We start from the raw sequence: 25,188 nt of genomic DNA, 5'->3' as shown, positions 1-25,188 counted from the left end.
GTCACAGCGTTCTTTTCCGGTTTTTTAGTACGATGCCGCTCATGTTCCCTCCTGAGCCGTTCACCCCACAGGCCAGCGAAGAGGCCCTGGAGGACCTCCGGACGCGACTTCGCGCCACGCGCTGGCCCGACAACCCCGAGGACGCCGGTTGGTCCATCGGGACCGACCTCGACTACCTCCGTGAGCTGGTCGCCTACTGGGCCGACGGGTTCGACTGGCGGGCGCAGGAGAAGGCCCTCAACCAGCTGCCCCGTTTCCGCGTCGAGGTCGGCGGTCTCGGGATCCACTACGTGCACGCCAAGGCGGTCGGGCCGACCGGTCCGGTGCTGCCGCTGGTGCTCAGCCACGGCTGGCCCGACTCGTTCTGGCGCTACCAGAAGGTCATCCCGCTGCTGACCGACCCCGGCGCGCACGGCGCCGACCCCGCCGACGCGTTCGACGTCGTGGTGCCCGACGTGCCGGGCTTCGGCTACTCCGAGATCCCGGACCCCGCCCTGGACTCCATCGCCGTCGCCGAGCTGTGGTCCGAGCTCATGTACGGGCTCGGTTACCCGCGATTCGGCGCGGCGGGCGGGGACATCGGCAGCCATGTGAGCCGCTACCTCGCGCTCGACCACCCCCATCGGGTGGTGGCGGTGCACCGCACCGACGCGGGGCTGCCCATCTTCGCGGGCGACCCGGCGGAGCTCGCGCCCGAGGAGCGCGCCTGGATCGAGAGCGCCACGGCTTGGGGCCGCGACGAGGGCGCCTACGCCGCCGTCCACCGCACCAAGCCCCAGACCGCGGCGGTCGGCCTCAACGACTCACCGGCCGGGCTCGCCGCGTGGATCGTGGAGAAGCTCCAGTCGTGGAGCGACCAGGCCCTCACCAGGGACGAGATCCTGACGAACCTCACGATCTACTGGCTCACCGGGACGATCGGCTCGTCGATGCGCATGTACCGCGCCAACGCCGCGATCCCGCCCGCGCAGCTCGCCCGCCGGGTCGAGGTCCCGTCGGGGTTCGCGATCTTCGCGGGCGACGTCGTCCGGCCGCCCCGGGCCTGGCTCGACCGCGTCGCCAACACCGTCCACGTGAGCGAACCGGCACGTGGCGGGCACTTCGCGGCGTTCGAGGAGCCCGAGCTCTACGCCGAGGAACTGCGCGCCTTCTTCCGCCCCTACCGCTGACGGGTCAGGCCGCCCACGCTGAGCAGGAAGTTCCCGCCGTCGGCGCCGGTCCCGGCCAGGATCGACGCCTGACGCCGGCCGTCGGTCGCGACGGTCCAGAACGTCAGCGTGGCGCCCCCGCAGGTCTGGGTGGCCGGGTCGAGCCTGGCCGTGTTCCCGCGCGCGGTCAGCCGCCACTGACAACCGTCTTCGGTACGGGCGGTCAGCACGTCCCGCCGTCTCTTGGTGAACGTGACGACCCCCTGCTGAGGCGTCTGCGTGACCCGGTCCGGGTAGCGGGTGGTGAGGATGTTCACCCTGGTCAGCGGGTCGGCCGGGTCGTACCGCCACGCACCGACGAAGCGCGCCCCCGGGCCCGCCGCCCTGGTCCGCCGGCCGTCGTCGAGCCTGAAGCTGTAGTCGCCGTTGGGCTGGTGGCTGACGGCCTCGATGGTCTCCCGCTCCCGGTGACCCGACACGGTGACCGACCACTTCGTGATGGTGTACGTCGATCCGATGACCCGGTTGAAGCAGCTCTGGGACGGAGGGTCGAGTTCGAGCGAGGCGGGGCGCACCGCGAACGTCCAGGTGCAGCCCTGGTCGGTACGGCCCGTGACCCCACCGGCCGTCCTGGTGAAGACGATGTCGCCGATCTGCGGGACCTGGATCGGCGGGGTGGCCCCGATGACCGCGATGTTCCGCATGGTCTCGCGGTCGGGCTGGTCGTAGTTCCAGGTTCCGAGGTAGGCGTGGACGGGCGGCTGGACGGTCGGCGCGCCCATCGCCAGGACGGTCGCGATCAGGGCGTTCAAGGAGATCATGGGGCCGGACTCTACGGACGCGTCCGGCCCCGGCTCATCCGCGCCGAGCGGTATTCCGTACTACTCCACAGGCCTGGTCAGGTCGTCAGGCCGTCGAGGTGTAGGACACGAACGAGGCGTTGTTGGCCCTCGTCGTGCTGTTCCAGCAGACCACGTTGCGCACGATGGCGACGCCGCCGCTGGTGAACCACGCCATCTGCAGGTTGCAGTATCCGGGGTTGTTGCCGAACGCCGTCACCTGCACGTGGTCGATCGGGTAGCCGACCTTCGGGAAGGTGACCATGCGGAGTCCCGTCCCGGAGGCCTGGACCGTGTTGACCGCGCCCTGTGAGTTGTAGTTCACGCCCGCGGGCGCGGGCGCGTACGGGCCCGGGTTGGCCGGGGTGTGGTCGAAGGTGTACGCGAACGCCTTCGGCGGCACCCAGCGGCCGTTGATGTTGCGTTCCCGCTGGTAGGTGAAGCTGAAGCCGGAGTTCTGCGGCGTGTTGGCGGCGTTGAAGCAGCGCACCTCGGCCTGCTGCGCGGCCGAGCCCGGCGACCACTGGACGACCTTGCACCGGGCCGGCACGAGATCGTTCACCGCGGTGACCTGCAGGTTGCCGGCTGCGGACGCCGATCCCAGCCCCGGCAGCGTCACCTTGTACCAGCCGACGCCGAGAACGCTGACGATGTTGCCCGGCCCGGCCGAGTTGTACTGGGTGATGATCCCGGCGTTGTAGTGGATGTAGCCGAAGCCCGCTGTGGCCGGACCGCCCATCACCCCGGTGCTCTCGGAGTAGGTGACGGTGAACGGCACGGTCTGCGGGTTGCCGGTGCCGAACTGGTGGCATCGCACGACGGCGATGAGGTCCGTCCCGATCGGCATCCACTTGGCGACCTGGCAGATGACCGGCCCGTCGTACACGGTCGTGACGTGCACGACGCCGCCGGGCCCGGCGATCTGCGGGAACCGGACGACCGTCTCGCCGGGCACGCCCGGGGTGACGCTGACGTTGAACGCCGCCGGCCAGCTTCCAGCCTGGTGGGCAAGGCTGGGGATCCCGGCCGGGACGTTGACGTAGGCGTAACCCCATCGGTTGGGCACGGCGGCCTGCGCCGGGGCGACGGCGACCTGGACGAGCCCGAGTGCGACGAGCACGCCCAGCAGGACCCGCGATAATCGCGACATGTGTTTCCTTTCGGTGTGAACAACTTGTCACGCCGTTCATAAATCAGAAACACGGGTGCGAGAAAGAGGTATCCCGCCAGATGAGACGTCCATTCTGAACCGTTCATCAATTCGGCCGACCATATGACGGGAGGTATGTGTCAAGCCCACGAATGTGGGTTTATTCAGGCCGTCAGCACCCGGATCGGCGACCCGGCCAGCCAGGCCGCGATGTCCTCGACGACCTGCGAATACATCGACCGATATCCGGCCTCGGTGACATAACCGAGGTGCGGCAGCAGCACGGTGTTGGGCGCGCCCCGCAGCGGGTCGCCGGCGGGCAGCGGCTCGGTGTCGTAGACGTCGAGCCCGGCCCCCGCGATCGTGCCATCGGTCAGCGCGGCGACCAGCGCGTCGTGGTCGACGATCGGCCCGCGCGAGGTGTTGACCAGGATCGCGGCGGGCTTCATGGCGGCCAGTTCGGCCGCGCCGACCAGCCCGGTCGTCCGGTCGCTGAGCTTCAGGTGGACGGTCACGACGTCGGCGGTGGCGAACAGTTCGTCCTTGGGCACCCGGGTCACGCCGGCCGCGGCCGCCCGCTCGGGCGTCAGGTTCTCACTCCACGCGATCACCCGCATGTCGAAGGCCTGCCCGATCCGGGCCACCTGCGTGCCCAGCCTGCCCAGCCCGAGCACCCCGAGCGTGCTGCCGGCCAGGTCGGTGCCGACGGTGGTCTGCCAGCGCCCCTCGCGCAGCGCCCGGTCCTCGGTCACCACATGCCGCCGGCAGGCCAGGATCAGCGCCCAGGTCAGCTCGGCGGTGTTGGAGCTCTTGACCGACCCGGACCCGCCCGTGCCGGTGACCGTGACACCGTGGGCGGCGGCCGCCGCCAGATCGATGGCCGCGTTGACCATGCCGGTGGTCACCAGCAGGCGCAGATCGGGCAGCCGGTCGAAGGTCTCGGCCCGGAAGGGCGTGCGCTCACGCATCGCGACGACGACCTCCGCCCCGCGCAGCGCGGCGGCCAGGTCGTCGAGGCCGGCGATGTGCTCGTGCAGCACCTCGACCTCGGCACCGGCCAGGGAGTCGACCAGGGAGTCGAAAGGTCCCAGGTCACGGGCCACCCGCTGGTAGTCGTCCAGCACGACGATCTTCATCCGGTCATCGTATGCCGAGATCTGTCGGTGCCCTCTGATTCGATGATCACCACAATTCCCCCGATCGACGACGGAGCCGTGTGATGACCTTCGACCGGCATGGGTGGCGGGCGGCTACCGGGTCAGGTTGTGCGCCGACGGGCCCGCGCTGCGCTACGTGAACGCCGCAGGCAAGACGGTCAGATCGCTTCCGCGGCCACTCCGCGCGGAGCTCGCCGATCTGCGGCTCATGTTGAAGGAGCTCAAGCGGGCCCAGACTGCGGAGCGGCTCCGCCTGGAACAGGCGCTCGTCCACGAACGGGAATGGACCTGGCCTGAGGTGGCCGAGCATCTCCTCGACCATCCCGTCACCGGCGCCTACACCCGCGCCCTGCTGCGGCGGGTCCCCGGCGGGCCCGCGGGACCGCCGGTCAGGACCGACGAGGGGCGACCGAGCGGATCACCTTCCACCGCGACGGCGAACCGGCGTCGATGGCGGACGTGCCGCCGCTGGTGCTGTCGGAGATCCTCCGCGACGCGGACCTCGCCGTGGGCGTGGCCTCGGTCGGCCGCGACGACCAGGCGTTACGCGGCCACGATCACCCGGCAGATCGTCAGCACACGATGAAGATGCTCTGCCAGCCGACCGGGGTGCGCTGCTCGGCGTGCCTGGCGCTGTCCAGGGTGAAGTGGGCCACGCCCTGGGCGTTGGGCTGGTTGTACATGCGCCCGCTCTGGCCGTCGCCGTACCACTTGCAGGACCCGTGGAAGGGGATGTTGGACGTGCCGCACGCCGTCGTCGGTGTCCAGAAGTCTGCCAGGATGGACGACGTCGAAAGGAGCACCATGGCCAGTGAGAACACCGCCAAGCTCGCAGTGCTCATCGACGCGGACAACGCGCCGCCCACGATCGTGGAGGCGCTGCTCGCCGAAGTGGCCACTTATGGCACCGCCCACGTCAAACGGGCCTACGGCGACTGGACCGGCACCAGCCTGCGGGGCTGGAAGGCTCAGTTGCTCACCCAGTCGATCCAGCCCATCCAGCAGTTCGCGTACACCACCGGCAAGAACGCCACCGACGCGGCGCTGGTGATCGACGCGATGGACCTGCTCTACACCGGGCGTTTCGACGGGTTCTGCCTGGTCTCCAGCGACAGCGACTTCACCCGGCTGGCCGCCCGCATCCGCGAGTCGGGGCTGACGGTCTACGGGTTCGGCGAGCGCAAGACGCCCAAGCCCTTCGTCGCGGCCTGTGACAAGTTCATCTACCTGGAGAACCTCGGCTACTCCTCGGCCCCGCTGACCGAGACGCCCGTCGCGCCGACCCCGAAGGTCTCGACCGCCAAGCTCCGGGGCGACACCGCGCTGGTCAACCTGCTGAGGCACGCCGTGAAGGCGGCCTCAGACGACGACGGCTGGGCGGGCCTGGCCACCATCGGCCACATCATCACCAAGCAGCAGCCTGATTTCGACGCCCGCACCTACGGCTACACCAAACTCAGCGACCTGCTCGCGGCCTCGACGCTGTTCGAGCTCGACCGCCGCACCCTCGGTGAGGGAAAACCGGCGGTCGTGTACGCCCGTGACAAGCGCCATCAGAGTAAGAGTCAGCCGGAGTAGCCCTGCTCAGGTTCCCAGTCTGCGCAGCGAGCGGACCGACCAGATCAGCGTGAGGGCGCACAGCACCACGAAGATGGCGAAGGCCAGCGGGATCGTGGTCGCGCCCAGATCGCCGCGGAACAGCGAGCGCCCGGCCTCCACCGCGTAGTAGAGCGGGTTGAACTGCGCGATGGTCCCCAACCAGCCGGGGCCCAGCGAGACCGGCAGGAACAGGCCGGCGATCAGGGTCAGCGGCATGGCCAGGAACTGCACGATCTGCGACATCGCGTTCTCGTCGCGGATGCTGAGGGCAAGGGCGTAGGAGAAGCTGCCGGCCAGCAGGCCGGTCAGCGCCATCAGCCCCAGCATGAGCAGCGCCGCGAGCAGGGTCACCCGCAGGCCCAGCGCGATCGAGATGGCGATGATGATGGCGGCCTGGATCACCAGGGCGACGGCGTCCTTGAGGACCCGGCCGAGGATGATGGCCGGCCGCCAGATCTGGCTGACGACGAGGCGTTCCAGCACGCCGTTGCGGGTGTCGTTCATGACGCTGAAGCCGGCGAACATCGAGCCGAACAGGGCGATCATCAGCATCATGCCCGGGGTGAACATGGCCAGGACCTCTTGGTCGCTGCCGCCCGGCACGGTGCTGCCCAGCAGGGGGGCGAAGAAGGCCAGGTAGAGGATCGGCTGGAGGATGCCGAAGAGCGGCCAGATGGGGTTGCGCAGCAGTCCGCGTAATTCATATCCGAGGACGAGCGTCGCGTCTTTGAACATGTCAGGGCTCCGATCAGGCGGCGTCGCGCAGCGAGCGGCCGGTGTGCTTGAGGAAGACGTCGTCGAGGGTGGCCCGGGAGAGCGTGATCGACTGGATGACCAGGCCGTCGCGGTCGAGGGCGCGGAGCACGGAGGGCAGGCCGCGCTCGCCGTCGTCCAGGTAGGCGCGCAGCAGGTCGTCCTCCTGGACGACCTCCCGGACGTACGGCTCGGCCGACAGCAGGGCGCGTGCCTGCTCGATGCGGTCGGCCACTTTCACGGTGACGACGTCGCCGGCCACCTCCTTCTTGAGCGCCTCCGGGGTGCCCTCGGCGACGATCCTGCCGTGGTCGACGATGACGAGCCGGTCGCACAGGGCGTCGGCCTCGTCGAGGTAGTGGGTGGTCAGCAGGACGCTGGTGCCCTGGGCGCGCAGTTTGCGCACCTCCTCCCAGAGGTTGGCGCGGTTCTGCGGGTCCAGGCCGGTGGTGGGCTCGTCCAGGAAGATCAGCGGAGGGGCGGCGACCAGGCCGATCGCGACGGCGAAGCGGCGCTTCTGGCCGCCGGACAGGGTCCGGGCCGGACGGTTGCCGATCTCGCCGAGAGCGAAGATCTCCATGAGCTCCTCGGCGCGCGCCTTGGCCTGGGCCTTGGACATCCCGGCGATGCGGCCGGCCAGCATCAGGTTCTCGATGGCGGGCGCGAGGTCGTCGACGCCGCCCGACTGGCTGACGTAGCCGATGCTGGCCCTGACCTTGTCGGCCTGCTTGACGATGTCGAACCCGTTGACGAGGGCGCGTCCGGAGGTGGGCGGGGTGAAGGTGGCGAGCATCCGGACCGTGGTGGTCTTGCCGGCTCCGTTGGGGCCGAGCACGGCGAAGACCTCGCCGTCGGCGACCTCCAGGTCGATGCCGCGGACGGCCTCGACCTCGTTGCCCTTGCCGCGTCCGGAGACGAACGTCTTGCGCAGTTCGTGCGCTTCAATGATCATTTATCGCTCCTGATGCTCAGACACGACCGGCGGCGACCGCCGAGGTGAGGTGCGCCCGGATGTCGCTGTTGATCTTGTGGGCGTGGTCGTTGAGGAAGAAGTGACCGCCCCGGAAGACGCGCAGGTCGAAGCCGCCCTTGGTGTGGGCGGACCACGCGCGGGCCTCGTCTTCCGTGGTCTTGGGGTCGTCGTCGCCGGTCAGGGCGACGATCGGGGTCTGGACGACGGCGCCGGGTGCGCACCTGTAGGTCTCGATGGCGCGGTAGTCGGCGCGGGTGGCCGGGAGCACCATGCGCAGCAGTTCGTCGTCGTCGAGGAAGTTGCCGGCCGTGCCGTTCAGCCGCTTCAGCTCGGAGATGACCCCGGCGTCGCCGCGCAGGTGCACGTTCTCGGCCCGGTAGGTGGAGGGGGCCCGGCGGCCGGAGGCGTACAGGGCGAGGGGCCGGAGGCCCTCCTTCTCCATCCGCAGGGTCAGCTCGAAGGCGAGCACCGCGCCCATGCTGTGCCCGAACAGCGCCAGCGGCCGGTCGGTCCAGGGCCGCAGGGCCTCGTGGATCTGGTCGGCGAGGGTGGAGATGTCCTCCACGAACGGCTCACCCCTGCGGTCCTGGCGGCCGGGATACTGCACCGCCAGCACCTCGACGGCGGGCGACATCGCCCGTGAGACGGGGTTGTAGTAGCTCGCCGAGCCGCCCGCGTGCGGCAGGCAGACGAGGCGGGCGACGGCGTCCGGCGCCGGGGTGAAGCGCCGGATCCACAGGTCATCGGCGAGATTCATGAACGTGTTCCTCCAAGAATGGCCAGGCGGCGTCGATCCTTCGACGACCTGCGGGGCGCCTCGCACGGCGAGACGGCGGTGACCCGGTCGGCGGCCGCGCCGACCGCGCGGAGGGCGGCGATCTCGACGTCGTCGGCGAGACCCACGCCCCAGACCGGGGCGCCGGTGGTGACGGAACCGATGTGGCACTCGGCGTAGACGGCCACCCGGCCGCCGCCGCGCGCGCCCACTCCGGTGCGGTTGACGGTGCGCACGTCCACGCCCCGGGCGGCGAGCGTGGCCCGCACCGCCTCGACGACGTCGACGCGGTCGCCGTCGGTGTCGAAGCTCCGGGCGTCGACGTGCAGGTGGGCGAGGACCCGCCCGTGGAAGGTGAGCGGCACGGGCAGCCCGGCCGCCGCGACGTAGGACTGCTCGAACAGCTCGGCGATCCGCTCGGCGGAGATCTCGGCGCCGGTGGCCTCGGAGTGCCGCTGCACCAGCCGGGCGAACTCGATCTGCAGGTCACGCGGCAGGTGCAGGCCGCGCCTGGCGCCCAGCACGTAGGCCACGCCGCCCTTGCCCGACTGGCTGTTGATGCGGACCAGCGCCTCGTACGTCCGCCCGACGTCGGCCGGGTCGACCGGCAGGTAGGGCACCTCCCACGGCAGCTCGGCCGGGTCGGTCCCGGACCGTTCGGCCGCCCGTTCCAGTTCGTCGAACCCCTTCTTGATGGCGTCCTGGTGGGAGCCGGAGAAGGCGGTGTAGACGAGGTCGCCCGCGTAGGGGTGACGCGGGTGGACGGGCAGTCCGGTGCACAGTTCGACGGTGCGCCGGACCGTGTTGAGGTCGGAGAAGTCGATGCCGGGGTCGACGCCGTGGCTGAACAGGTTCATGCCGAGGGTCAGCAGGTCGACGTTGCCCGCCCGCTCGCCGTTGCCGAGCAGGCAGCCCTCGATCCGCTGCGCGCCCGCCATCAGCGCCAGTTCGGCCGAGGCGACGCCGGTCCCCCGGTCGTTGTGCGGGTGCACCGACAGGCAGACGTGCTCGCGGCGCGACAGGTTGCGGTCGAGCCACTCGATCTGGTCGGCGAAGACGTTGGGAGAGGTGCGCTCGACGGTCGTCGGGAAGTTCAGGATGATCTCGCGGCCGGGTCCCGGCTGCCAGACGTCCATGACGGACTCGCAGACCTCCAGGGAGAAGTTCAGCTCGGTGTCGTTGAACATCTCCGGGGAGTACTGCAGGCCCAGGTCGCAGTCGGCCAGGACGCCGTCGGCGTGATCCAGGACCAGGCGGGCGGCCTGGACCGCGAGGTCCCGGCACTCGTCCTTGCCCATCCTGAACACCAGGCGGCGGAACTGGGGTGAGGTGGCGTTGTAGATGTGGACGTTGGCGCGCGACGCCCCGACCAGGCTCTTCACCGTGGTGGTGATCAGGTCGTCGCGGGCCTGGGAGAGCACGGTGATCCGCACGTCGTCGGGGATCAGGTCCTCTTCGATGAGCCGGCGCACGAAGTCGTGGTCGTCCTGGCTCGCCGACGGGAAGCCGACCTCGATCTCCTTGTAGCCCATGCGGACGAGCAGGTCGAACATCAGCGCCTTGCGCGCCGGCGACATCGGGCTGGCGAGCGACTGGTTGCCGTCGCGCAGGTCGGTGGACAACCAGCGCGGCGCGTGGGTGATGACGTTGTCGGGCCAGCGGCGGCCCGGCAACGGCACGGGTGCGGGCGCGCGATAGCGACCCACGGGGTTGGACTTCTTCATCACGATTATTCCCCTTTCACCCTCACTCCAGCCACCCGCATTCAATTAGCCCGCGGTACCGAAGTATGTGGAATGCGAGTGAGGCGCGAGGACCACTTGGATTTGGTAGGAATCGGCCTCGTCGAGGATCCGGAACATCACGGCTATCTCCGGGTAGGCGGCGTTGATGCCCAGGCCGACGAAATAGGTGTCGCTGTCGAACACGAGGCGGTAAAGGCCTCGTCGGAAAACAGCGTCCGGCCATTCGAGGATGGAGCCGTCGCCGTCGGTCTCGGCTGACGCGACGGTGCGCCAGCCCAGGTCCGCCGAGTGCTCCAACCTGGCCTGGACTCCGGCAGCCGCCCGGCCGTACATGCTGTCGAGCGCTTGCGCTGTGATCCTCATCGCCAGGACACCCATCTCCCCCACCCGCCGTGCGGGCTGTTTAGCGCATCGGTGAAGACGGGCCTCTTCGCCCGCCTGCGATCAGGGTGGCAGCGGCCGCTATCGAGGCGCCTTCGCGTCGCTATCGGGGTGGCGAATTACCGCCGATGGCCGGACGGAAGCGGGGCGATATCAGCGGAATGGCGGCCTTTCTTACGTTGAAGACGCACTCCGGAACGCCAACTCGAATCAAAGCCCCGAACGCGATGAGAGATCGAGGATCCCGCCATGAAGAACGCCACCCGCAGCCACATGCTCAAGCTCACCGCTACCGCAGCGATCGCCTTGGCCGGCACCGCGTTCGGCGCCACCCTCGTGGCCGCCCCCTCGGCCGCCGAGACCTCCGCCCCGGCGCCCTCTCCCTCCCCCTCCCCCAGCCCCACCGGCAGCTACGCCAACACCCCCTGGGGCTGACCACTGGTGCACATGGGATCATGGCTGCACGGATGAGAACGGCCGGAGGATTCTCCGGCCGTTCTGTCGTGTAGGCGTGAGCGCATTTCACGGAACGTGACAGAGTTCGCACGAAACGCATCCAAGAGGCCGGCAGAAGTGAATACGGAATTTCGGCCACCGACTCCGTCTCGAATACTGAACCGCATTCTAGGAATGCGGAACCGTCTATGGATCCCGATGCGCCCGCACAGTAAGATCCCCGATTGAACCGCCGCACACATTAAGCGACGCAGCGCTTAATGGTTCTCCCCAGTGCGGCGTTGGCATGTTCGGGGTCCGGCGCGCCAGCGTGCCGGGGGACGGGGAGCAGTTTGCGATGGAGTTTCGGGTATTAGGCCCGCTCGAGGTCGCGATCGCCGACGATCGCCTGGACCTGGGAGGAAGCAGACAGCAGACGATGCTGGCCCTCCTGGTATTGGAGCCCAACCGGGTGGTGACAATGGGCCGCCTCATGGAGGCCCTCTACGGCGACAATCCGCCGCCGACGTCGCGTTCCCAGGTGCAGATCTGCGTCTCCTCACTCCGCCGCCTGTTCACCAAATCCGGTGCGCCGAACCTCATCGCCACCCAGCCGCGCGGATACGTATTGCAGGCCGAGAACGAGCAGATCGACGCGCAGCGGTTCGAGCGGCTCACCGCCCAGGCCCGGCAGACCCGCGACGCGGGCCAGACAGAGCAGGCCGTGCGGCTGTTCCGGGAGGCCCTCACGCTGTGGCGCGGCCCGGCGCTCGAGGGCATCGACAGCAGGATCGTGCAGTCGGCGGCCGGGCGGCTCGCGGAGAACCGGATCACCGCCAATGAGGACTGCCTGCAGCTGGAGCTCGACCTCGGCCGCCACCACGAGCTGGTCGCCGAGCTGACCGAGCTGGTCGAGGAATATCCGCTGCGCGAGCGGCTGCGCGGCCAGCTCATGCTGGCCCTCTATCGGTCCGAACGGCAGGCGGAGGCGCTGCAGGTCTACCGGATCGCGCGCCGGACGCTGATCGAGGAACTCGGCATCGAGCCGAACGAGCAGCTCCAGCAGCTCGAACACGGCATCTTGACCTCCAGCGAGAAGCTGGCCGCGCCCTCGGCCCCCGCCGTGATCCGGCCCCAGGTCACCGCCGGGCCCGGCCCCGCGCCGGTCGCGCCGTCGCCGCACACGGTGGTGCCGAAGATGCTGCCGGCCGACAGCGCCGACTTCACCGGCCGGTCGAAGCAGGTGGACGAGCTCCACCAGTACCTCATGCTCGCCGACGACTCGGCCCGCTTCGCCGTGCCCGTCATCGGGATCTCCGGCAAGCCCGGGATCGGCAAGACCACGATCGCCGTGCACGCCGCGCACAGCATCGCCGGGCGCTATCCCGACGGCCAGCTCTACGCCGACCTGCACGGCGGCGCCTCCCGGTCGGTCGGCCCGATGCACGTGCTGGGGCGTTTCCTGCGGGTGCTGGGGGTCACCGGCAGCGCCATCCCCGACAGCCTCGACGAGCGCGCCGAGATGTACCGGAACCTGCTCGCCGACCGCAAGATGCTGGTCGTGCTCGACGACGCGGGCAGCGAGGGCCAGGTGCTGCCGCTGCTGCCCGGCGAACCGGCCTGCGCCGTCATCGTCACCAGCCGCAGCCGGCTGGCGGGCCTGCCGGGCGCGCTGCACATCGAGATCGACGTGTTCGACATGGAGCAGTCGATCGCGCTGCTGTCGCGGATCGCCGGGGCCGAGCGGGTGCAGTCGGAGCCCGAGTCGGCCGCGTCGCTGGCCCGGCTGTGCGGTCAGCTGCCGCTCGCGCTGCGCATCGCCGGCACCCGGCTGTCGGCCCGGCCGCACTGGAGCGTGGAGCAGCTCGCCGAGCGCCTCCAGGACGAGACCCGGCGGCTCGACGAGCTCAAGCACGGCGGGATGGGGATCAGGGCCAGCATCTCGATGACCTACGAGAGCACCAGCGAGGAGGCCAAGCAGCTCTTCCGGCTGCTGGCCATCCTGGACTTCCCGGCGTTCTCGCCCTGGGTGAGCGCCGCGCTGCTCGACCGGCCGCTGCACACGACCCAGGATCTGCTGGACGATCTGGCCGACGCCCAGCTCATCGACACCATCGGCGTGGGCCGGGGCGTGCACAGCCAGTACCGCTTCCACGACCTCATCCGGGTGTTCGCCCGCGAGCAGCTCGCCGCCGCCGAACCCGCGGCCGAGCGCAAGGCCGCGCTCGGCCGGGCCCTGGGCGCCCTGCTGTTCCTGGCCGAGGCGGCGCACAACATGGAGTACGGCGGCGACTACGTCCAGGTCCACAGCACCGCCCCCCGCTGGCCGCTGCCGGCCCGGCTGGTCGAGGAGATCGTGAGCGCCCCGCTCTTCTGGTACGAGCAGGAGCGGCTGACCCTGGTCAGCGGCATCCGCCACGCGGCCCAGGCCGGGTTCGTCGAGCTGGCGTGGGACCTGGCCATCAGCATGGTGACGCTGTTCGAGTCGCGCGAGTACCTCGACGACTGGCGCGACACCCACACCATCGCGCTGGCCGCCGCCCGGCGGGCCGGCGACATGCGCGGCCAGGCCGCCATGCTCTACTCGCTGGGCTCGCTCTACATCGCCGAGCAGCGCTTCCCCGAGGCCCGCGACAACTTCGACGCCGCCGTCGCCCTGTTCGAGCAGGCCGGAGACGACCAGGGCATCGCGCTGGTGATCCGCAACGTCGCCCTGCTCGATCGGATGACCGGCCGGTTCGAGGAGGCGGCCGTCCACAACGAACTGGCCCTGAAGATCTTCCGCAAGATCGGCGACCGGGTCGCCTCCGCGTACGTGATCAACAACCTGGCCCAGCTCCGGCTGGAGACCGACGATCTCGACGGCGCCCGCGAACTGCTGGTGGAGGCGCTGAAGCTGAGCCAGGAGGGCGGCAGCCGCCGGGTCGAGGCCCAGGTGCTGCACGGGATGGGGCACATGCTCCTGGAGTCGGGCGACCCGGGGGCGGCGTGCAAGGTCTTCGAGCAGGCCCGCGACGTCGTGCGCAAGATGGGCGACCGGACCGGCGAGGCGTACGCCCTGCAGGGGCTCGGCCTCGCCCAGGTGCGCCTCGGGGAGCACGGGCCGGCCGACGCCACCCTGCGCCACGCGCTGACGCTCGCCGGCACCGCCAACCACCGGCTGGCCGAGGGCCGGATCAAGCTCGCCCAGGGCGAACTGGCGCTGGCCCGCGACCTGCCGGACGACAGCTTCCCCTACCTGATCGGCGCCCTCACCCTGTTCCAGGAGATGAACGCGACGCTCTATCGGATCAGGACCCTGATCCTGCTCGGCGACGCGCATCTGGCGGCGGGCGACGGCGCGTCCGCGCGGGAGGCGCTCATCGAGGCGCACGACCTGTGCGACAAGCTCGGCGCCCCCACCGACGAGCGGCTGCGCGAGCGGCTGTCGCTGCGGCTGCGCCAGCCCTCGGGGTCATAGGGGTTCTAGGGGATAGGCGCGGCGGATCCGGGTCGTCAGCATGGAATCACGGATCGCAATCTCCAGGTGTTAAAGGAGTCCCCCATGCGGACGAACAACGCTCCAGCTCTCGACGGCCTGGTCGACGTCGTATTGGAAGGCGGGCCGGCCGACTGCCCCCGTCAGGTGCGGGTGGAGCCCCACGCGGGCAAGGTGAAGATCCTCAACCAGGGCGGCTACGAGCACTTCGAGCGGGTCGAGTCGGGCGCGCCGGAGTGGATCTACCGCTGGACCATGCGCACCAAGATCGCCGAGTGACACCCCCTACGCCCCTTAACCGCAGGTCGCGGACCCGAGACCGGGTCCGCAGAGGTTCACCCCGACATCAGGTTTTCCTACTCTCGCTACTATGAGCACTCTCAAGAGGTCCCGACGGGTCGGTGTGCTCACTCCCCACGGCCTTGGCGGCCACCCGTGTGAGCGGATACAGCGGCTGGTGAGCAGCCTTCCCGCAGAGGAATCGCCATGATCGAGCCGATCCTGCCCCCGTACGTCGTGGCCGCCGACACCTGCGAGGAGTTCCTGGACGGCGCTCTGTTCCCCGAGGAAGAGGCGATCATCTCCCGTTCGGTGGAGAAACGCCGCAGAGAGTTCACGACGGCCCGGGTGTGCGCGCGCGACGCCCTGCGCATGCTGGGCCGTCCCGCCGCGGCGATCCTGCCCGGCGTCCGCGGCGAGCCCCTCTGGCCGGACGGCGTCACCGGCAGCATCACCCACTGCGCCGGCTACCGGGGCGCGGTGCTCGGCACGAGGTCCGAGGTCGCCGCGATCGGCATCGACGCCGAGCAGAACGAGCCGCTGCCCAACGGCGTGCTGGCCGCGATCGGCCTGCCGCAGGAACGGCGGCTCATCCGCGACCTGCTCCGCGAGCACCCCTCGATCCGCTGGGACCGGATGCTGTTCTGCGCCAAGGAATCGGTCTACAAGTCGTGGTTCCCGCTGGTGAACAGGTGGCTCGGCTTCGAGGACGCCCTGGTCGACATCGACCCGCTCCGAGGGGTCTTCTCCGCGCAGCTGCTGGTCACCGGACCACGCGTCAACGGGCAGCGGCTGGACGTGTTCACCGGGCGGTGGCTCGTGAAGGACGGACTGATCCTGACCGCGATCGTCATCCCCGCCGCCACCGTCAAAAGGTGAGACGAGCGAACCCGGCCCCCTTGTCGGACGGGCCGGGCGGCACGTGCGTCAGATGTCCTTGATCTCGCAGATGAGCGTGCCGGACGTGACGTTCTGCCCCACCGCCGCGCCGAGCCCGGAGATCACCCCGGACTTGTGGGCCGTGAGCGGCTGCTCCATCTTCATCGCCTCCAGCACCACGATGACGTCCCCGGCCGAGACCACGGTCCCCTCGGCGGCGACCACCTTCACGATGGTGCCCTGCATGGGACTGACCAGCGCGTCTCCCCCGGCGACGGTACGCACCCCGGTCGCGCCCTGACGGCGCGGCGGGCGGCGCTGCCCGGGGTCGCCGTCGGCCTTCATCCGGTGGGTGCGCAGCGACGAGGGAAGCACGACCTCCAGGCGGCGGCCGCCGACCTCGACCGTGACGCGCTCGCGCGGCGCGGGCTCGGGCGCCGGGACGGCGTCGGGTCCGGGGACGAGCACGGTGGCGAACTCGGTCTCGATCCAGCGGGTGTGCACCTCGAAGGGGTCTGCGGTGAAGGCGGGGTCGGTCACGACCGCGCGGTGGAACGGCAGCACGGTCGGCAGGCCCTCGACGACGAGTTCGGCCAGGGCGCGGCGGGCCCGGCGCAGGACCTGGTCCCGGTCGGCGCCGGTGACCACGAGCTTGGCGATCAGGGAGTCGAAGGCCCCCGGCACGGCCTGCCCGGCGGCGTATCCGGCGTCGAGCCGGACGCCGGGCCCGCCCGGCGCGTGCAGCGCGGTGATGAGGCCGGGGGTGGGCAGGAAGCCGCGGCCCGGGTCCTCGGCGTTGACGCGGAACTCCATCGAGTGGCCGCGCACGGGCGGGTCGTCGTAGCCGAGCGGCTCGCCGGCGGCGATCCGGAACATCTCGCGGACCAGGTCGATGCCGGTGACCTCCTCGGTCACCGGATGCTCGACCTGCAGGCGGGTGTTCACCTCCAGGAAGGAGATGCTGCCGTCCTGCCCGACGAGGAACTCGCACGTCCCCGCGCCGACGTAGCCGGCCTCGCGCAGGATGGCCTTCGAGCTGTCGTACAGGAGCGTGGTCTGTTCGGCGGTGAGGAAGGGGGCGGGGGCCTCTTCGACGAGTTTCTGGTGGCGGCGCTGGAGTGAGCAGTCGCGGGTGGAGACCACGATCACGTTGCCGTGGGTGTCGGCCAGGCACTGGGTCTCGACGTGGCGGGGGCGGTCGAGGTAGCGCTCGACGAAGCACTCGCCCCGGCCGAACGCGGCCAGGGCCTCGCGGACCGCCGAGTCGTAGAGGTCGGGGATCTCCTCCATGGTGCGGGCCACCTTCAGGCCGCGCCCGCCGCCGCCGAAGGCGGCCTTGATGGCCACCGGCAGGCCGTGTTCGGCGGCGAACCGCTGGACCTCCAGGGCGTCGGCGACCGGCTCCGGGGTGCCGGCGACCAGGGGGGCGCCCACCTTCTGGGCGATCCGGCGGGCCGCCACCTTGTCGCCGAGCGCGGCGATGGCGGCGGGCGGCGGGCCGATCCAGATCAGGCCGGCGTCGATGACGGCCTGGGCGAAGGCGGCGTTCTCGGCGAGGAACCCGTAGCCGGGGTGCACGGCGTCGGCGCCCGAGCGGGCCGCGACCTCCAGCAGCCGGGCGACGTTCAGGTAGGTGTCAGCCGGGCTCTCACCGCCCAGGGCGAACGCCTCGTCGGACAGGGCGACGTGCATCGCGTCGGTGTCCTGGTCGGCGTACACGGCGACGCTCTTGAGGCCCTCGTCGGCGCAGGCGCGGGCGACGCGCACGGCGATCTCACCCCGGTTGGCGATGAGGATCTTGCTCAGTTTCATCAGATACCTCCAGCGTGGAGACCCGGGCTTTCGCCCTGGGGAGGAAACGCGGCACGGCGCCGGTGCCGCGTGGTCTGGCATCGAAAACACGCCCAGACTTAACCGATCGCGCGATAGAACATGAGGCATGGCGCAGGTCGTGAAGCGGGCCTACAAGTACCGCTTCTATCCGACCCCCGGGCAGGCGGCGGAGCTTGCCCGGACGTTCGGCTGCGCCCGCATGGTCTACAACAAGGCGCTGGAGGAGCGGACTCGCGCCTACACGCTGGAGGGCCGGAAGGTCTCCTACGTGGAGTCGTCGGCCGCGCTCACCGAGTGGAAGCGCACCGATGACCTCGCGTTCCTGAACGAGGTGTCGTCGGTTCCGCTGCAACAGGCGCTTCGCCACCTTCAGGCGGCGTTCGCGAACTTCTTCGCCAGGCGGGCCGGGTACCCGACGTTCAAGTCGCGGAAGAAGTCCCGGGCGTCGGCGGAGTACACCCGCTCGGCGTTCAAATACCGGGACGGTGCGCTGAGGCTGGCGAAGATGGACGGCCCGCTGAACATCGTCTGGTCTCGCCCGTTGCCCGAGGGCGCCGAACCGTCGACCGTGACCGTGAGCAGGGACGCGGCCGGCCGCTGGTTCGTGTCCCTCCTGTGCCAGGACGCGATCCGGCCCCTCGACCCGACCTTGAACACGGTCGGTGTGGATGCGGGAATCACGGCGCTGGCGACGCTGTCCACCGGGGAGAAGATCGTCAACCCCCGGCACGAGCGGGCCGACCGGCGCGAGCTGGCCAAGGCTCAGCGGGCGCTGGCCCGCAAGGAGAAGGGTTCGGCCAACCGGCAGAAGGCGAAACTCAAGGTCGCCCGCGTGTACGCCCGGATCTGCGACCGTCGCCGCGACTTCCTGAACAAGATCACCACCCGACTCGTCCGTGAGAACCAAACGGTCGTGATCGAGGACCTCACCGTCCGGAACATGGTGAAGAACCACAAGCTGGCCCGCGCGATCTCCGACGCCTCCTGGCGGGAGATGCGGTTCATGCTGGAGTACAAGACCGCCTGGTACGGCAGGGAGTTGGTCGTTGTCGACCGGTGGTTTCCCTCCTCCAAGCTGTGCTCGGCATGCGGCACCGTGCGAGACAGGATGCCGTTGAACGTCCGGACCTGGGAATGCGCCTGCGGTGCCGCTCATGACCGGGACGTGAACGCCGCGAAGAACATCCTCGCCGCCGGGCTGGCGGAGAGGTGAAACGCCTGTGGAGGGCTGGTGAGACCAGACCCGCGAAAGCGGCGAAGGCGCGGCCCTGGGAAGCAGGAAACCCGACCCGTGAGGGTGGGAATCCCCTGGCTTCAGCCGTGGGGAGGATGTCAAGACAGTCTCCGCAGGACGGACGGCGTTGACCAGGAGTGGGGGGATCGGTGGCCGAAGGGCCGCCAGCCGGAGGGCCGGGCGGCGACCGGCTGCGGGGCCGCCCTGGTGTCCGCACTGCCCTGCTCCGCCACCAGGAGCAGCGCGCAGACCAGCGCGGCGAGTTCGTCCTCCGTGGGGGCGCCCCGGACGATGCGCAGGTCGTCCATCACATCGGCGGGTTTCCGTGCTTGCGCTGGGGGGCCAGCGCGTGTTTGGCCCGCAGCAGGCCGAGGGAGCGGATGATGACCGCCCGGGTCTCGCGCGGGTCGATGACGTCGTCGACCAGGCCGCGCTCGGCGGCGTAGTAGGGGTGCATGAGGGTGGTGCGGTATTCGTCGACCTTCCTGGCGTGGTGTTCGGCCGGGTCGTCCGACGCGGCGATCTCCCGGCGGAAGATGATGTTGGCCGCGCCCTCGGCGCCCATGACGGCGATCTCGTTCGTCGGCCACGCGAACGACAGGTCGGCGCCGATCGACAGAGAGTCCATGACGATGTACGCGCCGCCGTACGCCTTGCGGACGATCACCTGGATCCGGGGCACGCTGGCCGCGCAGTAGGCGTAGAGCAGTTTGGCGCCGTGCCGGATGATGCCGTTGTGCTCCTGGTCGGCGCCGGGCAGGAAGCCGGGCACGTCCACCAGGCTGACCAGCGGGATGTTGAACGCGTCGCACGTCTGGATGAAGCGGGCGCCCTTCTCGGAGGCCTTGATGTCCAGCACGCCGGCCAGGTGGTTCGGCTGGTTGGCGACGATGCCGACGACGTGGCCGTCGAGGCGGGCCAGGCCGCAGATGAGGTTGCCCGCCCAGCCGCTGTGGAACTCGAAGAAGTCGCCGTCGTCCACGATCTCCTCGATGACCCGGGCCATGTCGTAGGACTGGGCGGGGTTGGCCGGGACCAGGTCGAGCAGGCGGTCGTTGGACCGGTCGGGCGGGTCGGCGGGCAGGGCCGATGGGGGCAGTTCCTGGAAGTTGGCCGGCAGCAGGGACAGCAGGTAGCGCACGTCCTCGAGGCAGGAGACCTCGTCGTGGTAGACGAACCCGGCCACGCCCGACAGGGTGCCGTGCACGACGGCGCCGCCGAGCGCGTCCTGGCTGATGTCCTCGCCGGTGACCGCCTTGACGACGTCGGGCCCGGTGATGAACATCTGGGCGGTGCCCTGGACCATGAAGACGAAGTCGGTGAGGGCGGGCGAATAGGCGGCGCCGCCGGCGCACGGGCCGAGCATGACGCTGATCTGCGGGATCACGCCGGACATGCGGACGTTGCGGGTGAAGATCCCGCCGTATCCGGCCAGGGCGGTGACGCCCTCCTGGATGCGGGCGCCCGCGCCGTCGTTGAGGCTGATCAGCGGCACTCCGGCGGCCTCGGCCAGGTCCATCGCCTTGTGGATCTTCGTGGCATGGGCCTCGCCGAGCGCGCCGCCGAACATGCGGAAGTCGTGGGCGTACACCATGACGTCACGGCCGTCGACCTTGCCCCAGCCCGCCACGACCCCGTCGGTGTGCGGCCGCTTGTGCTCCAGCCCGAAGCCCGTCGCGCGGTGCCGACGGAACGTCTCGATCTCGACGAACGACCCGGGGTCGAGCAGGACGTCGAGCCGTTCCCTGACGGTGAGCTTGCCCTTGGCGTGCTGGCGCCGGGTCGCCTCGGGATCGGGCCCGGTGCGGGCGTTCTCCCTGAGCAGCTCCAGTTCGGCCACTCGGTCCCGCATCGTCTCGGCCGGCAGGTCAGTCGGCCTCGGAGTTCTTTCCTGTATGTGCATGCGATACCTCTGGTCTCTCAAGTGGTGACATGGCTGCCGTACTCGAGACTGGGAGGGAGGTCCGCACGACGGGTGATGTTCAGCTTCCGGTAGGTCCGGGTCAGGTGCTGTTCCACCGTGCTGACCGTGATGTAGAGCCTCCCGGCGATCTCGCGGTTGGTGTATCCGGCAGCGGCCAGAACGGCCACGCGCCGCTCGGAGTCGCTGAGCACCGTGCTCAGTCCGCGTTCGGCCCTGACGGCCTTCTCCTCGCCCTCGCCCCGGCCGAACAGAGCCCTGCTGAGCGGCTCCGCCTGACATTCCAGGGCGAGGCCGAGCGCCCGGCCCGCGATCATCCCGGCCCGGCGGTATTCGCCGAGCCCCTGGTAGGCCTCGACCAGGTCGAGCAGGGTCCTGGCCAGCTCGTAGCGGTCGCCGCTGGCCTGGAGCATCTCGGCCGACTGGCGCAGCAGCATCGGGCGGTGCCTGGCCTCGCTGCCCGCGGCGGCCAGCATCCGCATCGCCATGCCGTGCACCCTCGGGGTGGCGGGACCGCAGCGGCGGAGCTGGTCTTCGACGAGCTGGCGGGCCTGCTCCTCGCGGCCGACGCGCAGGCAGGCCTCGGCGGCGTCGACCCGCCACGGGATCAGGCCGGGCAGGTCGATCTCCCACTTGCGGATCAGCTCGCCGCAGATCTGGAAGTCGCGCAGGGCCAGGTCGGGCTGGTCGGCGGCCAGGCTGTAGCGGCCCCTGGCGTAGAGGTAGTGCAGTCCGTAGCGGGTCTCGAACATGGTGTCCAGGACGGGCCGGTCGAGGAACTCGCCGACGTCGTCGCGTCCCATCGCCGTGAGGGCCAAGATCAGGCTGCTCAGCGGGCCGCCGGCGGCGACCCCCCAGCTCCCGACGGGGATGGTCTCCAGGGCGTGCCGGGCGTGGGCCTCGGCGGCGGGCATGTCGCCCTGCCGGACCGCGATCTCCGCCCGGATCGCGTCGAGCCGCGCCTGCCTGCTGGGGGCCATGCGGGTGGACGCCTCGGCTGCGAACAGGTCGCACCAGGGCGAGGCCTTGTCGGGCCGGCCCGCGTAGGTCAGCGCGAGCAGGGCGCTCTCGACGGTGTCGAGCGACATCTCGTCGAGGTGGCAGCCGCGCAGGATCCGCTCGACGCCCTCCACCAGCTGCCCGCGCGGCCCCTTGGTGAGCACCTCGGACAGCGCCGTGGTCGCCTCCAGACGGCGGTGGGCGGCGACGGAGACGGCGGCGGAGCGGGTCGGCTCGGCGAACAGGCCGCGCCGGCGCGGAGCCTGGCCGTCCCCCTTCTGGGCCTCCTCGGCGGCGCGCAGTTCGGCGAAGAACGCGGGGTAGGTGGCGCGCAGCCAGGGCCGGACGACCGCGAGCTCGGCGGAGGCCTCGGCGTCGCCGGGGTCGGCGGTGGCGGCCAGGTGCTCCAGCACCTCACGGGCGTCGGCGGTGCGGCCGTGCCAGAACAGGGCGCGGGCGAGCACGGCGGCGTCGCCGCCCCGGAGCTGGCCCCGCTGCAGGGCGTCGGACAGTTCGGCCAGGTGCGCGGCGGGCGCGCCCGGGTTGATCCGCCACTCGGCGCGGACCAGCATCGTGATGATCCGGGCCCGGTGCTGCTCGTCGGCGCACTCCTCCCAGGCCAGCCGCAGGTAGGCGACACCGGCTGTCACCCGGCCCTCGCGGAGGGCGTCGCGGGCGGCGTCCTCCAGCACCGGCACGACCCAGGGGGTGCCCAGCCGGCCGGCCTCCAGCAGGTGGTCGGCGATGGCCGAGGGGGCGGCGCCGCTGTCGCGGCCCAGTTCGGCCGCGACCCGGTGCAGGTCGACCCGGTCCTGGGTGTCCATCTCGGCCAGGACGGCGGCGCGGGCGACCTCGTGCCGGAAGGACCCCATCGACAGCAGCCCGGCCCTGGCCAGGGCGTGCAGCGACTGGGTGACCTCGGCCGGGTTGAGCCCGAGGAGCCGGGGCAGCGGCTCCGGCGCGCCGAGCACGGCCAGACCGCGCGCCACGCGCAGGGCCTGGGGTTCGCCCCGGTGCAGGCAGGACAGGACGGCCTGGCTGTACCGGTCGGCGGGCACGAGCTCGCCGGGCGGTTCACCGTGGTTGCGTTCCGCCGTCTGGTGGTCGTCGGCCAGACCGGCCAGCAGCAGCGGGTTGCCGCCGCTGAGCGCGTACCACTCGGCGGCGAACCGCTCGGCGGGGCGCTGACCCAGCCGGGCGGTGACCAGCTCGGCGACCCCGGCCCGCGACAGCGGTTCGAGGTGGATGCGGCGGGCGTGCGGCTGGCGCAGCAGCTCGGTCTGGAAGAACGATTCGGTGTAGTGCCCGTGGTCGGACTGCCCGAAGACGGCGGCGATCCGGGCGAAGCGCACCCGCCGGGCCAGATAGGCCAGGCAGAGCAGCGACATCCGGTCGGCGTGGTGGACGTCGTCGACCACGATGAGCAGCGGATAGCGCTCCGACAGGTCCAGCAGCACGGTGCACAGGGCGTGCACGATCTGCGCGTCGACCGGCTCCAGCACCGCGGCCTGCGGGTTGGCCCGGATGGACGCGGTGCTCTCCGCCACCAGCGCCATCGCCCGCTCGCGTTCCTCCGCGGGGAGCGGCGCGTCCTGCATGAGCTGGCCGATCACGCCCAGCGGCAGATCCCGCTCGACGGCCGAGGCCATCGCCACGACGGGAAGCGCGCCCAGGTCCACGACCTGGTCGGCGAACGTGTGCAGCAACTCGCTCTTGCCCGTCGCGACGGTGCCGGTCAGCAACGCGACGCGGCCCTTCCCGCCGAGTGCGTCGGTCACCAGCGCGCCCAGCGCCGTGAACGCCTCGCCTCTCTCCACCAGGCCCATCGTCACCCTCCTTGCTGAGGAGCCTCACATCAGACACTTCGGACATTAGGAGTCGTGAACTTCCGGGCGTTATCGAAGCGCTATCGGTGGCGTCAGAGCGGGATGTTCCCGTGCTTCTTCTCCAGGCCGGCGACCCTCTTGTCGCGCAGGATCGCGAAGGCCTCGGCGACCTTGGCCCGGGTCTGCGCGGGCCGGATCACCTCGTCGACGTAGCCGTACTGGGCGGCGACGTAGGGGTTGCTGAACTTCTCCTGGTATTCGGCGATCAGGTGGCGTTCCAGCGCCGGCCGCTCGCCCTCGGCCGTGGCGGCGAGCACCTTGCGGTGCAGCACGTGGACGGCGCCGGTCGCGCCGGTGACCGCGATCTCTGCCGTCGGCCAGGCCAGGTTGACGTCGGCGCCCAGGTGCTTGGAGCCCATGACCGCGTAGCCGCCCCCGTACGCCTTGCGGATGACGACGGTCACCTTGGGGACGGTCGCCTCGGCGTAGGCGTAGATCAGCTTGGCGCCCCTGCGGATGATGCCGCCCCGCTCCTGCTCCAGGCCGGGCAGATAGCCGGGCACGTCGGCGAAGGTCAGGATCGGGATGTTGAACGCATCGCAGAAGCGGACGAACCTGGCGGCCTTCTCCGAGGCGTCGATGTCGATCGCGCCCGACTGGACCATCGGCTGGTTGGCGACGACGCCGACGGTCCGGCCCTCGACCCTGGCCAGGGCGCAGACGATGTTGCGGGCGAAGGCACCCTGGATCTCCAGCAGCTCGCCGTCGTCGACCACCCTGCGCAGCACGTCGAACATGTCGTAGACCCGGTTCACCTCGTCGGGGATGACGGAGTCGAGTGCGATGTCGGCGGCGGTGAGGCCGGGCTCCGGTTCGTAGGCGTAGGCGGGGGCCGGGTCGAGGTTGTTGGCCGGCAGGTAGCCGAGCAGCGCCTGGACGTAGGCGATCGAGTCGTCCTCGTCGACGCCGACGTAGTGGGCGTTGCCGGACACCTCGCTGTTGAGGGCGGGCCCGCCGAGGTCGTCGTGGGTGGTGCGCTCCCCCGTCACGGCGGCGACGACCTCGGGGCCGGTCACGTACATGTAGGACGTGCGGTCGCTCATCACGGTGAAGTCGGTGAGGGCGGGCGAGTAGACCGAGCCGCCCGCGCACGGGCCCATGATCATGGAGATCTGCGGGATCACCCCGGACGCGTCGACGTTGCGGCGGCCCAGCTCCGCGTAGTAGGCGAGGGACACGACGCCCTCCTGGATGCGGGCGCCGCCGGAGTCGTTGATGCCGACGATCGGGCAGCCGATCTTCAGCGCGAGGTCCATGATCTTCAGTACCTTGCCGCCGAAGGCCTCCCCCATGCTGCCGCCGAGCGTGGTGAAGTCGTGCGCGAACACGCAGACGCGGCGGCCGTCGACGAGGCCGTGCCCGGTGATCACCCCGTCGCCGTAGGGCCGGTCGCGGTCCATGCCGAAGTCGGCGTTGCGGTGCCGGACGAACATGTCGATCTCGACGAACGACCCGGGGTCCAGGAGCCGGTCGATGCGCTCGCGTGCGGTCAGCTTGCCCTTGGCGTGCTGTTTCCCGAGAGCGCGTTCCTCCGCGCGCGTCACCGCCTGGTCGCGCCGCTCGTCGAGGTCGGCGAGGCGCACCGCCGTCGTGGGCGGCGGGTCGGCCAGGCCGGGCAGGTCCTGCATCGCGGGCATGCGCCGGCTCGGGGCCGGCGCGGGCAGGTCGGGCGACATCCTCTGGCCTCTTCTCGCCGGTACGTCATCAGATGACGCCACGGTATG

Annotated in this window: 22 protein-coding genes; 8 read left to right on the top strand and 14 right to left on the bottom strand. The window is 70.5% G+C overall.

The genetic code is table 11. From position 1 onward, the window contains the following. Positions 1-41 precede the first annotated feature (41 nt). The gene (locus AW272_RS22595) at positions 42-1,169 is read left to right on the top strand and encodes an epoxide hydrolase family protein (RefSeq protein ID WP_218011014.1); all 1,128 of its coding nucleotides are present in this window, start codon (positions 42-44) and stop codon (positions 1,167-1,169) included. On the opposite strand, the gene AW272_RS22590 is transcribed toward AW272_RS22595, so the two are convergent. The 3 genes from AW272_RS22590 to AW272_RS22580 all read right to left on the bottom strand — a co-directional run bounded on the left by AW272_RS22590 (position 1,160) and on the right by AW272_RS22580 (position 4,273). Continuing rightward, on the bottom strand, positions 1,160-1,969 hold the full coding sequence (locus AW272_RS22590) for a hypothetical protein (RefSeq protein ID WP_066368562.1): 810 nt from the start codon (positions 1,967-1,969) through the stop codon (positions 1,160-1,162). The two genes, AW272_RS22595 and AW272_RS22590, sit on opposite strands and share 10 nt — an antisense overlap. A gap of 85 nt (positions 1,970-2,054) precedes the next feature. Then, the gene (locus tag AW272_RS22585; RefSeq protein ID WP_066368560.1) at positions 2,055-3,137 is read right to left on the bottom strand and encodes a hypothetical protein; all 1,083 of its coding nucleotides are present in this window, start codon (positions 3,135-3,137) and stop codon (positions 2,055-2,057) included. 164 nt (positions 3,138-3,301) lie between these two features. Further along, complete coding sequence (locus AW272_RS22580) at positions 3,302-4,273, bottom strand: D-2-hydroxyacid dehydrogenase family protein (RefSeq protein WP_066368558.1); 972 nt, start codon at positions 4,271-4,273, stop codon at positions 3,302-3,304. A gap of 103 nt (positions 4,274-4,376) precedes the next feature. Here AW272_RS22580 and AW272_RS22575 point away from each other — a divergent pair, with 103 nt between their 5' ends. After that, the gene (locus AW272_RS22575; RefSeq protein ID WP_066368556.1) at positions 4,377-4,880 is read left to right on the top strand and encodes a DUF4132 domain-containing protein; all 504 of its coding nucleotides are present in this window, start codon (positions 4,377-4,379) and stop codon (positions 4,878-4,880) included. Here AW272_RS22575 and AW272_RS22570 read toward each other — a convergent pair. Next, positions 4,867-5,100, bottom strand: a complete 234-nt coding sequence (locus AW272_RS22570; RefSeq protein ID WP_066368553.1) for a MiAMP1 family antimicrobial peptide — start codon at positions 5,098-5,100, stop codon at positions 4,867-4,869. The two genes, AW272_RS22575 and AW272_RS22570, sit on opposite strands and share 14 nt — an antisense overlap. Between AW272_RS22570 and AW272_RS22565 the strand changes: the two genes are divergently transcribed. Beyond that, positions 5,099-5,872, top strand: coding sequence for an NYN domain-containing protein (locus tag AW272_RS22565; protein ID WP_066368550.1), 774 nt, complete (start codon positions 5,099-5,101; stop codon positions 5,870-5,872). The genes AW272_RS22570 and AW272_RS22565 overlap by 2 nt on opposite strands. A 6-nt stretch (positions 5,873-5,878) precedes the next feature. Here the strand turns inward: AW272_RS22565 and AW272_RS22560 are convergent, their stop codons facing one another. The 5 genes from AW272_RS22560 to AW272_RS22540 are packed head-to-tail and all read right to left on the bottom strand — an operon-like array spanning position 5,879 to position 10,517. Continuing rightward, positions 5,879-6,628 carry an ABC transporter permease gene (locus AW272_RS22560; RefSeq protein WP_066368545.1) on the bottom strand — a complete coding sequence of 250 codons (750 nt, stop codon included), beginning with the start codon at positions 6,626-6,628 and terminating at the stop codon, positions 5,879-5,881. 13 nt (positions 6,629-6,641) lie between these two features. Then, entirely contained in the window at positions 6,642-7,598 is a 957-nt protein-coding gene (locus AW272_RS22555) for an ATP-binding cassette domain-containing protein (RefSeq protein ID WP_066368543.1), read from the bottom strand. 16 nt (positions 7,599-7,614) lie between these two features. After that, positions 7,615-8,376, bottom strand: a complete 762-nt coding sequence (locus tag AW272_RS22550) for a thioesterase II family protein (protein WP_066368541.1) — start codon at positions 8,374-8,376, stop codon at positions 7,615-7,617. Next, positions 8,373-10,118: a 2-isopropylmalate synthase gene (locus AW272_RS22545; protein WP_066368540.1), complete on the bottom strand. Its 1,746-nt coding sequence runs from the start codon at positions 10,116-10,118 to the stop codon at positions 8,373-8,375. The genes AW272_RS22550 and AW272_RS22545 overlap by 4 nt, the downstream gene beginning before the upstream one ends. A 45-nt stretch (positions 10,119-10,163) precedes the next feature. Continuing rightward, positions 10,164-10,517, bottom strand: a complete 354-nt coding sequence (locus AW272_RS22540) for a hydroxyisourate hydrolase (protein WP_066368539.1) — start codon at positions 10,515-10,517, stop codon at positions 10,164-10,166. Positions 10,518-10,769: 252 nt separating this feature from the next. On the opposite strand from AW272_RS22540, the gene AW272_RS42270 reads away from it, so the two are divergent. The 4 genes from AW272_RS42270 (at position 10,770) to AW272_RS22520 (ending at position 15,591) form a co-directional block, all read left to right on the top strand. Continuing rightward, a complete protein-coding gene (locus AW272_RS42270) occupies positions 10,770-10,955 on the top strand; it encodes a hypothetical protein (RefSeq protein WP_066368537.1) in 186 nt (61 codons plus the stop codon). Between the two features lie 358 nt (positions 10,956-11,313). Continuing rightward, positions 11,314-14,415: an AfsR/SARP family transcriptional regulator gene (locus AW272_RS22530; protein WP_066368535.1), complete on the top strand. Its 3,102-nt coding sequence runs from the start codon at positions 11,314-11,316 to the stop codon at positions 14,413-14,415. Positions 14,416-14,499: 84 nt separating this feature from the next. Continuing rightward, the gene (locus AW272_RS22525; RefSeq protein WP_066368533.1) at positions 14,500-14,712 is read left to right on the top strand and encodes a DUF5988 family protein; all 213 of its coding nucleotides are present in this window, start codon (positions 14,500-14,502) and stop codon (positions 14,710-14,712) included. A gap of 207 nt (positions 14,713-14,919) precedes the next feature. Continuing rightward, positions 14,920-15,591 (top strand): 4'-phosphopantetheinyl transferase family protein, encoded by a 672-nt coding sequence (locus AW272_RS22520; protein ID WP_066368532.1) that lies wholly within the window; start codon positions 14,920-14,922, stop codon positions 15,589-15,591. A gap of 48 nt (positions 15,592-15,639) precedes the next feature. On the opposite strand, the gene AW272_RS22515 is transcribed toward AW272_RS22520, so the two are convergent. Further along, positions 15,640-17,397, bottom strand: a complete 1,758-nt coding sequence (locus AW272_RS22515; RefSeq protein ID WP_066368677.1) for an ATP-binding protein — start codon at positions 17,395-17,397, stop codon at positions 15,640-15,642. A gap of 133 nt (positions 17,398-17,530) precedes the next feature. On the opposite strand from AW272_RS22515, the gene AW272_RS22510 reads away from it, so the two are divergent. After that, positions 17,531-18,637, top strand: a complete 1,107-nt coding sequence (locus AW272_RS22510) for an RNA-guided endonuclease InsQ/TnpB family protein (protein ID WP_066368528.1) — start codon at positions 17,531-17,533, stop codon at positions 18,635-18,637. A gap of 119 nt (positions 18,638-18,756) precedes the next feature. Here AW272_RS22510 and AW272_RS22505 read toward each other — a convergent pair whose 3' ends face one another. From AW272_RS22505 to AW272_RS22490, 4 genes are all read right to left on the bottom strand, one after another. After that, positions 18,757-18,966 (bottom strand): acyl-CoA carboxylase epsilon subunit, encoded by a 210-nt coding sequence (locus AW272_RS22505; protein WP_157518709.1) that lies wholly within the window; start codon positions 18,964-18,966, stop codon positions 18,757-18,759. Next, on the bottom strand, positions 18,966-20,510 hold the full coding sequence (locus AW272_RS22500; protein ID WP_245657674.1) for an acyl-CoA carboxylase subunit beta: 1,545 nt from the start codon (positions 20,508-20,510) through the stop codon (positions 18,966-18,968). The genes AW272_RS22505 and AW272_RS22500 overlap by 1 nt, the downstream gene beginning before the upstream one ends. 68 nt (positions 20,511-20,578) lie before the next feature. Next, positions 20,579-23,404: a helix-turn-helix transcriptional regulator gene (locus tag AW272_RS22495; RefSeq protein ID WP_066368522.1), complete on the bottom strand. Its 2,826-nt coding sequence runs from the start codon at positions 23,402-23,404 to the stop codon at positions 20,579-20,581. A 92-nt stretch (positions 23,405-23,496) separates the two neighbouring features. Continuing rightward, positions 23,497-25,101 (bottom strand): acyl-CoA carboxylase subunit beta, encoded by a 1,605-nt coding sequence (locus AW272_RS22490; RefSeq protein WP_066368673.1) that lies wholly within the window; start codon positions 25,099-25,101, stop codon positions 23,497-23,499. Positions 25,102-25,188 lie beyond the last annotated feature (87 nt).

The organism is Herbidospora mongoliensis (assembly GCF_001570545.1).
In the GTDB taxonomy this organism is placed as follows: Bacteria; Actinomycetota; Actinomycetes; order Streptosporangiales; family Streptosporangiaceae; genus Herbidospora; species Herbidospora mongoliensis.
This window is presented reverse-complemented; position numbering and strand designations above follow the sequence as displayed.

Excerpts from the sequence above, each read along its gene's own strand:
- AW272_RS22560 (WP_066368545.1), bottom strand. The coding sequence starts at position 6,628 with ATGTTCAAAGACGCGACGCTCGTCCTCGGATATGAATTACGCGGACTG.
- AW272_RS22595 (WP_218011014.1), top strand. The coding sequence starts at position 42 with ATGTTCCCTCCTGAGCCGTTCACCCCACAGGCCAGCGAAGAGGCCCTG.
- AW272_RS22520 (WP_066368532.1), top strand. The coding sequence starts at position 14,920 with ATGATCGAGCCGATCCTGCCCCCGTACGTCGTGGCCGCCGACACCTGC.
- AW272_RS22590 (WP_066368562.1), bottom strand. The coding sequence starts at position 1,969 with ATGATCTCCTTGAACGCCCTGATCGCGACCGTCCTGGCGATGGGCGCG.
- AW272_RS22580 (WP_066368558.1), bottom strand. The coding sequence starts at position 4,273 with ATGAAGATCGTCGTGCTGGACGACTACCAGCGGGTGGCCCGTGACCTG.
- AW272_RS22555 (WP_066368543.1), bottom strand. The coding sequence starts at position 7,598 with ATGATCATTGAAGCGCACGAACTGCGCAAGACGTTCGTCTCCGGACGC.
- AW272_RS22495 (WP_066368522.1), bottom strand. The coding sequence starts at position 23,404 with ATGGGCCTGGTGGAGAGAGGCGAGGCGTTCACGGCGCTGGGCGCGCTG.
- AW272_RS22540 (WP_066368539.1), bottom strand. The coding sequence starts at position 10,517 with ATGGGTGTCCTGGCGATGAGGATCACAGCGCAAGCGCTCGACAGCATG.
- AW272_RS22505 (WP_157518709.1), bottom strand. The coding sequence starts at position 18,966 with ATGGACGACCTGCGCATCGTCCGGGGCGCCCCCACGGAGGACGAACTC.
- AW272_RS22490 (WP_066368673.1), bottom strand. The coding sequence starts at position 25,101 with ATGCCCGCGATGCAGGACCTGCCCGGCCTGGCCGACCCGCCGCCCACG.
- AW272_RS22550 (WP_066368541.1), bottom strand. The coding sequence starts at position 8,376 with ATGAATCTCGCCGATGACCTGTGGATCCGGCGCTTCACCCCGGCGCCG.
- AW272_RS22510 (WP_066368528.1), top strand. The coding sequence starts at position 17,531 with ATGGCGCAGGTCGTGAAGCGGGCCTACAAGTACCGCTTCTATCCGACC.
- AW272_RS22500 (WP_245657674.1), bottom strand. The coding sequence starts at position 20,510 with ATGCGGGACCGAGTGGCCGAACTGGAGCTGCTCAGGGAGAACGCCCGC.
- AW272_RS22530 (WP_066368535.1), top strand. The coding sequence starts at position 11,314 with ATGGAGTTTCGGGTATTAGGCCCGCTCGAGGTCGCGATCGCCGACGAT.
- AW272_RS42270 (WP_066368537.1), top strand. The coding sequence starts at position 10,770 with ATGAAGAACGCCACCCGCAGCCACATGCTCAAGCTCACCGCTACCGCA.
- AW272_RS22545 (WP_066368540.1), bottom strand. The coding sequence starts at position 10,118 with ATGAAGAAGTCCAACCCCGTGGGTCGCTATCGCGCGCCCGCACCCGTG.
- AW272_RS22570 (WP_066368553.1), bottom strand. The coding sequence starts at position 5,100 with ATGGTGCTCCTTTCGACGTCGTCCATCCTGGCAGACTTCTGGACACCG.
- AW272_RS22565 (WP_066368550.1), top strand. The coding sequence starts at position 5,099 with ATGGCCAGTGAGAACACCGCCAAGCTCGCAGTGCTCATCGACGCGGAC.
- AW272_RS22585 (WP_066368560.1), bottom strand. The coding sequence starts at position 3,137 with ATGTCGCGATTATCGCGGGTCCTGCTGGGCGTGCTCGTCGCACTCGGG.
- AW272_RS22525 (WP_066368533.1), top strand. The coding sequence starts at position 14,500 with ATGCGGACGAACAACGCTCCAGCTCTCGACGGCCTGGTCGACGTCGTA.